The 11484-nt window shown below is 61.9% G+C and carries 13 protein-coding genes and 1 pseudogene; 6 read left to right on the top strand and 8 right to left on the bottom strand.

The annotated features are described in order from the left end of the window. Positions 1 to 1660: DNA gyrase C-terminal beta-propeller domain-containing protein (locus AC1D1Z_RS28970; protein ID WP_477852378.1), on the top strand; the 1660-nt coding region annotated here is incomplete at its 5' end. 179 nt (positions 1661 to 1839) lie between these two features. Here the strand turns inward: AC1D1Z_RS28970 and AC1D1Z_RS28965 are convergent. The 3 genes and pseudogenes from AC1D1Z_RS28965 to AC1D1Z_RS28955 all read right to left on the bottom strand — a co-directional run bounded on the left by AC1D1Z_RS28965 (position 1840) and on the right by AC1D1Z_RS28955 (position 2585). Then, positions 1840 to 1974 carry a hypothetical protein gene (locus AC1D1Z_RS28965; RefSeq protein ID WP_018445350.1) on the bottom strand — a complete coding sequence of 45 codons (135 nt, stop codon included), beginning with the start codon at positions 1972 to 1974 and terminating at the stop codon, positions 1840 to 1842. Positions 1975 to 2010: 36 nt separating this feature from the next. Beyond that, entirely contained in the window at positions 2011 to 2166 is a 156-nt protein-coding gene (locus AC1D1Z_RS28960) for a hypothetical protein (RefSeq protein ID WP_003539654.1), read from the bottom strand. A gap of 142 nt (positions 2167 to 2308) precedes the next feature. Continuing rightward, positions 2309 to 2585, bottom strand: a pseudogene (locus tag AC1D1Z_RS28955) (hypothetical protein). A gap of 136 nt (positions 2586 to 2721) precedes the next feature. Between AC1D1Z_RS28955 and coaD the strand changes: the two are divergent. From coaD to tgt, 5 genes are all read left to right on the top strand, one after another. Continuing rightward, entirely contained in the window at positions 2722 to 3216 is a 495-nt protein-coding gene (gene coaD, locus AC1D1Z_RS28950; RefSeq protein ID WP_130652384.1) for a pantetheine-phosphate adenylyltransferase, read from the top strand. Positions 3217 to 3274: 58 nt separating this feature from the next. Further along, positions 3275 to 3847, top strand: coding sequence for a peptidylprolyl isomerase (locus tag AC1D1Z_RS28945; protein ID WP_131606724.1), 573 nt, complete (start codon positions 3275 to 3277; stop codon positions 3845 to 3847). Between the two features lie 29 nt (positions 3848 to 3876). Further along, a complete protein-coding gene (locus AC1D1Z_RS28940) occupies positions 3877 to 4386 on the top strand; it encodes a peptidylprolyl isomerase (protein ID WP_477852374.1) in 510 nt (169 codons plus the stop codon). A 76-nt stretch (positions 4387 to 4462) separates the two neighbouring features. Then, complete coding sequence (queA, locus tag AC1D1Z_RS28935; RefSeq protein WP_477852372.1) at positions 4463 to 5545, top strand: tRNA preQ1(34) S-adenosylmethionine ribosyltransferase-isomerase QueA; 1083 nt, start codon at positions 4463 to 4465, stop codon at positions 5543 to 5545. Continuing rightward, complete coding sequence (gene tgt, locus AC1D1Z_RS28930; protein WP_131606720.1) at positions 5546 to 6676, top strand: tRNA guanosine(34) transglycosylase Tgt; 1131 nt, start codon at positions 5546 to 5548, stop codon at positions 6674 to 6676. On the opposite strand, the gene AC1D1Z_RS28925 is transcribed toward tgt, so the two are convergent. The 5 genes from AC1D1Z_RS28925 to AC1D1Z_RS28905 form a co-directional block, all read right to left on the bottom strand. Beyond that, on the bottom strand, positions 6673 to 7101 hold the full coding sequence (locus AC1D1Z_RS28925; protein ID WP_018445345.1) for a DUF4864 domain-containing protein: 429 nt from the start codon (positions 7099 to 7101) through the stop codon (positions 6673 to 6675). The two genes, tgt and AC1D1Z_RS28925, sit on opposite strands and share 4 nt — an antisense overlap. 82 nt (positions 7102 to 7183) lie before the next feature. After that, positions 7184 to 8449: a beta-ketoacyl-ACP synthase II gene (gene fabF, locus AC1D1Z_RS28920; RefSeq protein ID WP_131606718.1), complete on the bottom strand. Its 1266-nt coding sequence runs from the start codon at positions 8447 to 8449 to the stop codon at positions 7184 to 7186. A gap of 119 nt (positions 8450 to 8568) precedes the next feature. Beyond that, the gene (locus AC1D1Z_RS28915; protein ID WP_131606716.1) at positions 8569 to 9075 is read right to left on the bottom strand and encodes a winged helix-turn-helix transcriptional regulator; all 507 of its coding nucleotides are present in this window, start codon (positions 9073 to 9075) and stop codon (positions 8569 to 8571) included. A gap of 41 nt (positions 9076 to 9116) precedes the next feature. Further along, positions 9117 to 9419, bottom strand: coding sequence for a hypothetical protein (locus AC1D1Z_RS28910; protein WP_131606714.1), 303 nt, complete (start codon positions 9417 to 9419; stop codon positions 9117 to 9119). Between the two features lie 131 nt (positions 9420 to 9550). Continuing rightward, a partial coding sequence (locus AC1D1Z_RS28905; protein WP_477852367.1) for a calcium-binding protein occupies positions 9551 to 11484 on the bottom strand: 1934 nt, incomplete at its 5' end.

Below are 11484 nucleotides of genomic sequence, written 5' to 3'. Positions count from 1 at the left end.
CGCCAATATCGACGAGGTCATCCGCGTCATCCGCCAGGCGCCCGATCCGCAGTCGGCCCGCGAAGAATTGATGACCCGCCGCTGGCCGGCGGCAGATGTCGAAAGCCTGATCCGCCTGATCGACGATCCGCGCCATCGCATCAATGACGACCTGACTTACAACCTCTCCGAAGAGCAGGCCCGCGCTATCCTCGAACTGCGCCTTGCCCGCCTGACGGCCCTTGGCCGCGACGAAATCGGCGACGAACTCAATAAGATCGGCGAGGAAATCAAGGATTACCTCGATATTCTCTCGTCGCGCGTCCGCATCCAGACCATCGTCAAGGACGAACTTCTCGCCGTCCGGGACGAGTTCGGCACGCCGCGCCGCACCGAGATCGTCGATGGCGGCCTTGAAATGGACGACGAGGATCTGATCGCCCGCGAAGACATGGTCGTCACCGTCTCGCATCTCGGTTACATCAAGCGCGTGCCGCTCACCACTTATCGCGCCCAGCGCCGTGGCGGCAAAGGTCGCTCCGGCATGACCACCCGCGACGAAGATTTTGTTAGCCGGCTATTCGTCGTCAACACCCATACGCCGGTTCTGTTCTTCTCGTCGCGCGGAATCGTCTACAAGGAGAAGGTCTGGCGCCTGCCGATCGGCACGCCGACCTCGCGCGGCAAGGCGCTGATCAACATGCTGCCGCTCGCACCCGGCGAGCGTATCACCACGATCCTGCCATTGCCCGAGGACGAGACGAGCTGGGACAATCTCGACGTCATGTTCTCGACGACGCGCGGCACGGTTCGCCGCAACAAGCTGTCGGACTTCGTCCAGGTCAACCGCAACGGCAAGATCGCCATGAAGCTCGAGGAGGAGGGCGACGAAATCCTCTCTGTCGAGACCTGCACCGAAGATGACGACGTGTTGCTGACGACGGCGCTCGGCCAGTGCATCCGCTTTTCCGTCGACGACGTCCGGGTCTTTGCCGGCCGCAACTCGATCGGCGTGCGCGGCATCACGCTTGCCGGCGGTGACCGCATCATCTCGATGACCATCGTGCGCCATGTCAACGCCGAGCCGTGGGAACGCGCCGCCTATCTGAAGCGCGCCGCCAACGACCGCCGCCTGACGACGGGCGAGGCCGAGGAGATCGCGTTGGTTGGCGAGGAAGTCACCGAGGAGGGACAGCTGAGCGACGAGCGTTACGAAGAGCTGAAGCAGCTGGAGCAGTTCGTCCTGACCGTCTCCGAAAAGGGCTTCGGCAAGCGTTCGTCCTCCTACGACTTCCGCATCTCCGGCCGCGGCGGCAAGGGTATCCGCGCCACCGATACGTCGAAAACAGGCGAGATCGGCGAACTGGTCGCGGCTTTCCCGGTCGATGACGGCGACCAGATCATGCTGGTCTCCGATGGCGGCCAGCTGATCCGCGTGCCGGTCGGCGGTATCCGCATCGCCAGCCGCGCCACCAAGGGCGTCACCATCTTCTCGACGGCCAAGGACGAAAAGGTCGTCTCGGTCGAACGCATCAGCGAGCCGGAGGAGGATGAGACGGAAGAGACTGTCGAGGTCGCCGAAGGCACTGCTGCTGTTATCGAGGAAGGTGCTGCCGACGAAGGTGGCGGCGACGAGACGCCGATTGCCGATGGCGATCCGGCCGGGCCAGCCGAGGAATGATCAGGTGAACGGGGCGGCTTCGAGCCGCCCTTTTCTTTTCAGACGCCCTTTTTCTCAAATCCGAGGCGGATTGAGATCACGCCCAAAGAAAAAAGCCGGACGCTGGGTGCATCCGGCTTTGAATGGCCCTGGCGACGGAAGGGGTGCCGCTCAAGGGTGGGAAGAGGAGAGAAGGAACGTCAGAACGCTCTATGTTTTTCGTTCAGAGCTTTCACCTCTTCGCCTTCGCGCCGGAGCGCTGAAATCGTAGAGGCCACAGACACGATGAACATGACGCTGATGAGGGCGGTGAGCACTGTCAAGATCGTGAACATAGGCATTCCTTTCCTGGGGAGTTGCGTTCTCGCCCCTCAGTACTGGCCCAGCACGGCCGTGCGGGCCGAAGCATAGGGACCATAAACCTTGGACGTATCGACCTTCTGATCATAGAGAGCGACAGTTGCGGTCAGCATGCCCGTGACCATTACCATCCAGAGCACGTTAATCATCGTAATCTTACCGGGCATCTTTAGTCCTTCCTGCCGCGCTAATCGCATCTATGGGGTCGGTTGAATGAACGCATCCGTTTGAAAATGGTTCCGCCGGATGTTGTGGGGTGTTTACCAATGGCGATCTGAAGCCTCCTTGAATGTCTCGTTCATCTGGCGTTCAGATTCGAAGTCCGTTTTCGCGCAGCCGGCCTTGGGCGCGCACGATTGCCGCATGTTCGGCAAGCTCTGGCCGCACCCAGTTCACCTCGTATCGATCGGCGAAATAGCCATAGGCCATCTCGGCGGCGAGGGAGAAAACGACGGCAACTGCAACGAGCACGATCAGCATGGGACCTGGTCTTTCGGGGAGCGCCTGATGCCGGAATGGCATCGGCTGCGTGAATGACAAGAATTAAGCAGATCGCATCTGAAACGGCCTTGAACGGGCCATTCATCCGCCGTTTAACCGCCCGACGCGTAACGTCCTTTCCGTGTCTGAAAAGACGCGCGGCGCTCTAGCCGGAGCTGGGCAAATCACTTGCGAGAAGGCGTCATCCGTGACAAAAGGCGTCAAACCAACGGTCGGGCCACATGACGACAGCTTTCTATCCGGGGTCCTTCGACCCGATCACCAATGGGCATGTGGATGTTCTGGTCCAGGCGCTGAACGTTGCCGAAAAGGTGATCGTCGCGATCGGCATCCATCCCGGCAAGGCGCCGCTCTTCTCCTTCGAAGAGAGAGCCGAGTTGATCCGCCGTTCTCTGGCGCAAGCGCTGCCCGGCAAGGCCGGCGATATCACCGTCGTCGCCTTCGACAATCTGGTCGTCGATGCCGCTCGCACCCATGGCGCCACGCTGTTGATCCGCGGTCTTCGCGACGGCACCGACCTTGATTACGAAATGCAGATGGCCGGTATGAACCGGACGATGGCGCCCGATCTCCAGACGATTTTTTTGCCGGCGGGTACGGCCTCGCGGCCCATTACCGCCACATTGGTCCGCCAGATCGCCGCCATGGGCGGCGATGTCAGCGCTTTCGTGCCGGCCGCCGTCTTGCAAGCCCTCACATCCAAGCGCCCAAACTAGTAAGAACAAAGACTAGCAAGCGCAAAGACCAGGCGGACCCCGCCGCAATGGAGCTCATATGAAACTCTTCTATCTCGCATTTGCCGGCGTGTTGTATCTCGCTTCCTTCGCGGGGGATGCCTTCGCCCAGTCGTCCGATCATTATCTCACCGTCCAGCTGAAGAACGGCCCTGTCGTCATCCAGCTCATGCCTGAGGTTGCGCCGAAGCATGTCGCCCAGATCGAGGCGCTGGTAAAGAAGGGCGAATATGACAACGTCGCCTTCCACCGCGTCATTGACGGCTTCATGGCTCAGACCGGCGACGTCAAATACGGCAACATGGAAAAGGGCTTCGATGCGAGCCTTGCCGGCACCGGCTCTTCCGACCTGCCGGATATTCCGGCTGAATTCTCCAAGACCCCGTTCGTGCGCGGCACGGTCGGCATGGCCCGTTCGCAGGATCCGAATTCCGCCAATTCGCAGTTCTTCATCATGTTCGCCGACGGCTCTTTCCTGAACGGCCAGTACACCGTCGTCGGCAAGGTCGTCTCCGGCATGGAGAACGTCGACAAGATCAAGCGCGGCGAAGGCCAGAACGGCGAAGTCAAAAGCCCAGACCGGATGATCCAGGTCACCCTGGGCAAGAAGTAAGTTAAGAGAGAAAACTAGAGGAGAAGATAATGGCCGAGATCAAGGATCCCGAAAACACCGTCATTCTGGAAACCACCAAGGGCAAGGTTGTCATTCAGCTTTTGCCGCAGGTCGCCCCGGAGCATGTCGCCCGCATCAAGGAACTCGCCCGCGAGAAGGCCTATGACGGCGTCGTCTTCCACCGCGTCATCCAGGATTTCATGGCCCAGACGGGCGACGTCGAATTCGGCAAGAAGGGCTCGGAAACCTTCAATCCCGGCCGCGCCGGCATGGGCGGCTCGTCGAAGCCGGATCTGAAGGCCGAATTCTCCGCGACCACGCATACGCGCGGCACCTGCTCGATGGCCCGTTCGCAGAACCCGAACTCGGCCAATTCGCAGTTCTTCATCTGMTTCACTGACGCGCCCTGGCTGAACAAGCAGTATTCTGTCTGGGGTCAGGTCATCGAAGGCATGGACAACGTCGACAAGATCAAGCGCGGCGAGCCGGTTTCCGATCCGGATTCGATCGTCTCCATGCGGGTTGCCGCCGACGTCTGATTGTGATTTCTGCTGAAACCCGCCCTTGCGTGTTAACCGCGCGGGGGCGGGTTTCGCTTTGCCTGAAAGTGCCGTTATGCGCGTAGACCTTTTCGACTTCGATCTGCCGGATGAACGCATTGCGTTACGGCCCGCCGAGCCGCGCGACAGCGCGCGCCTGCTCGTCGTCGATCCGAATGCGGAAAGCCACCTGTCGGATCATCGCGTCGGCGATCTCACGTCCTTCCTGCAGGCTGGCGACGCGCTGGTCTTCAACGACACCAAGGTCATTCCCGCCCAGCTCGAGGGTATCCGCCATCGCGACGGCGCCGGTGGCCAGCAGGTGTCTGCCACGCTGCACATGCGCATCGGCCCCAACCGCTGGAAGGCCTTCGCCAGGCCGGGCAAGCGCATTAAACAGGACGACCGCATCTCCTTCGGCCATTCCGGCGAAAGCTGCTTTCTCGGCTCGCTCGATGCCACCGTCGAGGAGAAGGGCGAGGCTGGCGAAGTGACGCTGCTGTTCGATCTCTCCGGCCCGGCGCTCGACGAGGCGATCGCCGCCGTCGGCCATATCCCGCTGCCGCCTTATATCGCCGCCAAGCGCCCCGAGGACGAGCGTGACCGTGCGGACTATCAGACGATCTATGCCCGCGAGGAGGGCGCCGTTGCTGCACCCACCGCCGGCCTGCACTTCACGCCTGGCCTGTTCGAGGCGCTTGATAGGGCCGGCATCGAACGCCATTTCGTCACGCTGCATGTCGGCGCCGGCACCTTCCTGCCCGTCAAGGCTGATGATACCGCCGATCACCGCATGCATCTGGAAAGCGGTACCGTCAGCGCTRCGACGGCTGCACGGCTGAACGCCGTCAAGGCGAACGGCGGGCGCATCGTCTGCGTCGGCACGACCTCGCTGCGTCTCATCGAAAGTGCAGCGGAAGAGAGCGGCGAAATTCGCGCCTGGAGTGGCGCCACGGGCATCTTCATCACGCCGGGTTACCGCTTCAAGGCCGTCGACATGCTGATGACCAATTTCCACCTGCCGCGCTCGACGCTCTTCATGCTGGTCTCAGCCTTTTCAGGCCTCGATACCATGCGCGCCGCCTATGACCACGCCATCCAGACAGGCTACCGCTTCTATTCCTATGGCGATGCCAGCCTTCTCTTCCGGAAAGACTAGATGACCGAGACCTTCCAATTCACCCTGAAGAAAACCGATGCCGGCGCCCGCCTTGGCCAAATCTCTATGCCGCGCGGCGAGATCCGCACGCCGGCCTTCATGCCGGTCGGCACTGTCGGCACTGTTAAGGCCATGTATCTCGACCAGGTGCGCGAGACCGGCGCCGACATCATTCTCGGCAATACCTATCACCTGATGCTGCGCCCGACGGCCGAGCGCGTCGCCCGCCTTGGCGGCCTGCATAAGCTCATTCGCTGGGAACATCCGATCCTGACGGACTCTGGCGGTTTCCAGGTCATGTCGCTGTCGGGCCTACGCAAGCTCGACGAACAGGGCGTCACCTTCAAGTCGCATGTCGACGGCAGCCTGCATCACATGTCGCCAGAGCGCTCCATAGAAATTCAGGGGTTGCTCGGTTCCGATATCCAGATGCAGCTCGATGAATGCGTGGCGCTGCCGGCCGAGCCGAAAGAGATCGAGCGCGCCATGGAAATGTCGCTGCGCTGGGCCGAACGCTGCAGGGTCGCCTTCGGCGAGCAGCCCGGCAAGGCGATGTTCGGCATCGTCCAGGGCGGCGACATTCCCGCACTGCGCATCCGCTCGGCCGAGGCGTTGAGCAAGCTCGACCTCAAGGGCTATGCGATCGGCGGCCTTGCCGTCGGCGAGCCGCAGGACGTCATGCTGCAGATGCTGGAGACGACACTGCCGGTACTCCCCAGCGAAAAGCCGCGTTACCTCATGGGCGTCGGTACGCCTGACGATATCCTGAAATCGGTTGCGCGTGGCATCGACATGTTCGACTGCGTCATGCCGACCCGCTCCGGCCGCCATGGCCTGGCTTTTACCCGGCGCGGCAAGGTCAATATCCGCAATGCCCGCCATGCCGAGGATATGCGCCCGCTCGACGAACAGTCGAACTGCCCGGCATCGCGCGATTATTCACGTGCCTATCTGCACCATCTCGTGCGCTCCAACGAAGCGCTCGGCGGCATGCTGCTCTCCTGGCACAATCTCGCCTATTACCAGGAACTGATGCAGGGCATCCGCAAAGCGATCGCCGAAGGCCGCTTCGCCGATTTCATGGTGGAAACTCAGGAGGAATGGGCGAGGGGTGATCTCCAACCCGTTTAGATACCCTTGCTGTCCGCATCCGGCACGATCTGCACGCCGTTGATCCTGTAGCTGCCGTCCGGCTGGCGCATGATCTGGTAAATTGCCGTCCAGTCCTTGCCGTCGCGGCCTGAGATCAGCACCTCGTGATAGATCAGCGCGCCGTCGTCGATCGAGCGGCTGCGCCCGAAGGCGTAGTTGCCGGGATGATAGACCGGCTCGTAGCTCTTCTTCACCATGGCGAAGAACAGGTTCTTGTCGGGATACATCGCCTTGATGCCGGGGGCGGCGAAGGAATAGGCGGTCTCGGCATCGTCCTTGAGGAAGGCCTTGATCTGTTCCTCGATCATCGTCCGCGTCGTGTCGATCGGATCTTCGGCGCGGGCCGATACGGGGGAGAGGGCGGATGCGGCACACAGGATGAGAACTGCGAAGAAGGCGCGCATGGATTGATCTCCGGCTCCGTCAGGGAAACGATCCCCCGACGGGCAGAAGTGTAGGCGATTTCTGGCGCAAGAAAAGCGGACTTTACGACCAGCGCCGGAAGAGGGCGCTGGCATTCACCCCGCCGAAGCCGAAACCGTTGGTTATCGCGTAGTCCATCGCCAGCGGCCGCGCTGTCTTGCCGACGATATCGATGCCGTCGGCGGCCGGATCCGCATGTTCCAGGTTGCGGGTCGGCGGCGCGATCTGGTCGCGCAGCGCAAGGATGGTGAAGATCGCTTCCAGCCCGCCGGCGGCGCCAAGCAGGTGGCCGGTCGCCGATTTCGTCGCGCTGACGGCAATGCCGCCATTGCGGCCGAACACCGTGCCGATCGCCGCGATCTCGCCCCTGTCACCGACCGGTGTCGAGGTCGCATGTGCGTTCAGATGCCTGACCTCCGAAGCCGGGATCTTCGCCTGCTTGAGTGCTGCCTCCATCGCGCGGCGGGCGCCGTTGCCGTCTTCGGGGCCTGAGGTCATGTGATAGGCATCCGCCGCCGTGCCGTAGCCGACGAGTTCGGCGAGTGGCGTCGCGCCGCGGGCAAGCGCATGCTCCAGCGTCTCGATGACCAGGATGCCGGCGCCTTCGCCCATGACGAAACCGTCGCGCGCCGTGTCGAAGGGGCGTGACGCCAGCTCCGGCGTCTCGTTGAAACCGGTAGAAAGCGCACGCGCAGCGGCAAAGCCACCGAGGCTCACCTTGTCGATGCAGGCCTCGGCACCGCCGCAGATCGCCACATCCGCTTCGCCGGAGCGGATCAGCCGCGCCGCATCGCCGATCGCCTGGACGCTGGCCGCACACGCCGTCACCGGAGCGCCGAGCGGCCCCTTGAAGCCGTAGCGGATGCTGACCTGGCCGGCGGCAAGGGTGACGAGGAAGGACGGCACCGTAAAGGGCGACAGCCGCCGCACGCCGCGCGTTTCGCCGATCCGCACCGCTTCGGCGATCGCCGGAAAGCCGCCGACGCCCGACGCGATGATCGTTGCCGTGCGTTCGCGCTCGCCTTCGTCGGTCGGCATCCAGCCTGCCTGCTTTACCGCTTCTTCCGTCGCCGCCATGGCGAAGTGGATGAAGCGGTCCATCTTCTTCTGGTCCTTCGGCGTGATGTAACGGTCGGGATCGAAACCAGCGTCTGCATCTTCAGCGATGCTAGGAACGATACCACCCACCTTGGCCGAGAGTTCGCCGACGATATCCTCCGCCAGCACCCTCAGCCCGGATCCGCCGTCGAGAAGGCGCTTCCAGGCGGGCTCGACGCCGGTCCCGAGTGGCGAGACAAGTCCCATGCCGGTGACAACGATGCGATCCATTGTATTTTCCTCCGACAGCGCCACGCGTCTTTCAGACGCGCAAAGGACGCTGTAACTTTTTGAATTAATGCATCATTTCATCCGCAAATCGCTTCCGATTTTGAGGATGAAATGATGCATCAGGCGTCGATGCCGAGATACCAGGCGCGCATGCGGGCGATCCGCTCGTGCACTTCATCATCGGCGGCGGGGCCCGCAAGCAGGCTGGTGTTTTCGGGTGTCATTTGTTCGCCGGTCCGCGCATCGACCAGCATCGTCTCGCGCTCTCTGCCGGAAGCGGCATCGCCCAAGAGAAAGGCGAGGTCCACTGCGGGGATGTGCCGGCTTCCCCAGGAAAACAGCGTCATCAGAACAGGAAAGAAATCACGGCCCTTGTCCGTGAGCAGATATTCGTAGCGGGCAGGGCGCTGATGGTAGAGCCGCCGTTCGAACACCCCCTTTTCCGTCAGATGTTTGAGCCGCCGCGTCAGGATGTTCGGCGCCACGCCGAGGCTTTTCTGGAATTCGTCGAAGCGCGAAAGCCCCTGGAAGGCGTCACGCAGGATCAGCATGCTCCACCAGTCGCCGACGCTGTCGAGCGCGCGCGCCGCCGGGCATTTGAAATCGCTGAAGCTTGTTCGCTGCATGGCTGCTGTCATTATAGCAGTGACTATCATCATGCAAGTTACTATCTGGCGTCGCCCCCGAAAATGCGGGCGAGCAGAATTCCGGTGACGAGCATGCCGACCGCCACGAAGATCGTATCGCCCGGCGTGCCGATATAGAGCGGCCCGACATTGGCAAAGAGCAGGAAGGCGACGAGGAAATTCGCCCAGCCCCAGATGACATTGGCCGTCGGCGAGCCAAGCTTTGCCCCTTGCACGAATGGGATGCGGAACGGCCTGCCACTGACGCCGTTGACGAAATGTGGGACGCCGTTGGTCAGAAATGCCGCGGCGATGAGATGGGCGATATAGGCGATCCAGGGCAAAGGCTTCTCCTGAGCTGCACGAGTGGCGTCAACGGAGAATGTGGCCGGGATTTCGGCTCCGGCAAGAGGAGGAGGCGCGACTGCCCGTGACGCTGTAGGCCCGCCGCCTGAAAGGCGACGGGCCGACCGGGTCAGACAAGCAGGATGTCTTTGAAGTGAAGTGCTGCGGAATTATCGAGATCCGCGACATGGATTGCCGCGCCCGCTGCGCTTCCATCTGCGTCAAAGGATAGAATGCCGCTCGCCTGATCGTAGATCAGCTTGTCATCAGCCTCCAGCGCTTTCGTTCCCAGCACGAAATTCTCATCCGAAAATCCGGATAGGCTGAGCGCGGCGAAAATCGAATGATCGAGCATCAGCTTGTCGCCCGCCGCGGAGGAAAAATCCCGGATCTTGTCGACGCTGACATTGTCGGGCTTCACATCGAAGACGAAGGTATCGCCTCCTCCGCCACCGGTGAGCGTGTCTGCACCGCCTTTCCCGAACAGCTTGTCATTGCCGAGGCCGCCGGTCAGCTGGTCGGCGCCTTTGCCGCCATTGATCGTGTTGCTTCCGTCGTTGCCGGTGAGCACGTTGGCCGTGTTGTTGCCTGTCGCGCTGAGATTGGCCGTGCCGGTCAAGGCGAGATTTTCGATCGTTCCGGCGGTGTGCTTCTGGTCGGCCAGGTTGAACGAGGTCGAAGCCTTGACGGTGTCCTTGCCGGCCCCGCCTGTCTCATCGGCAAAATCGCCGGCATTGTCGACCACATAGGTATCGTTGCCGGCGCGCCCCGACATATGGTCCGCGCCGGTGCTTCCGTCGAGAATATTGTTGCCGGAATTACCGACGAGAGTGTTTGCCAGGCCATTTCCCGTGCCGTTCAGATTGGCCGTGCCGGTCAGCGTCAGGTTCTCGACGTTTCCGATCGTGTGCGTCGTATCCTTGAGGCTGAAGCTGATCGACGACATGACGGTATCCGTCCCGCCACCCCGGCTTTCGTCGACGATTTGCGCGGGGTTGCTCACGGTGAATATGTCGTTGCCGGTGCCGCCATAGATATGGTTGGTTGCCGGCGGCGTGCTGGCACTGCCGCCTCCGATGTCGATGATGAGGGGATGGTCGACGACGTCAAGCGTCAGGGACGAGACGTTGCTGAGGCTTTTGATCGCCGTCGTTCCGGTCAGAGGGTCGAAGACCTTCACGGAGCCGAAGGATGCGCCGAGATTGACCTTGACGCCTGTCGTCGCGGCCTGGATGGCCGTGTCGGTGGACTGGTTCCAGATATCGGGCTCGTTCCAGATGATGATCTGGTAGCTTCCGTCCGATTTCTCCGTCAGCAGGCTGCGGGCCGAGGACGGCATGCCGTCGATCGAATAATTGAGGGCCCCCGCGCTGAAACTTGCCTTCTGAGCGCCGTCGTCCGCAAGGATTTCCGTTAGATTATGGATCGCCGTCGCAGCCGGCTTGGCCGAATAGTCGAGATGAAAAAGGCCGAAATGCTTTTCCTGATTGGTGCCCTGAGGATCGGAATAGGCGTCCAGCAGCTCGTAGACGAATGTATTTTTCGATCCGAGTGCGGCGCCGTCCATCAGCGTGTTGAGCAGGAGCTTTGCCTGCGTCGCTTCACTGACGCCCTCCCAGCCGCCATTGGTGTCGGCAGTCAGCGAGGTGTGGTAACCGGTCTCGGTGATTGCCAGGGGCTTGCCCGGATCGGCAGCGCGCTGAACGCCGGCTTCTCGGGAAAGCCACGAGTACGGCTGGTCGCCATCCTTCGCATAGGTATGGATCGTCGTGTAGTCCGATGCGGAAGCGACGGTATATCCGGTAAAGCCGAGGACCGGGATATTTTTCAACAAGGGATCGGCGTTGACGGCGGCTGAGAGGTCCTTCTGATAGGCGACCGCTGCTGCCTGCCCGCTCAGGCCGTGATAGCTGACCGGCCAGTTGTTGACTTCGTTCGGGCCTTCGATGCCGACGACCGACCCGGGATGGGCCTGCACGAAATCATGCAGCCGCTGGGCCACGGTGGCGGGGTCGACTTCCCGCTGGGCGCTGAAGACGAATTGCACGCCGGCCTCTGCCGCAT

It is taken from the genome of Rhizobium sp. P1_E1 (assembly GCF_056406015.1).
Note: the sequence above shows the minus strand (reverse complement) of the source record. Positions and strands in the feature narration are given on the sequence as shown.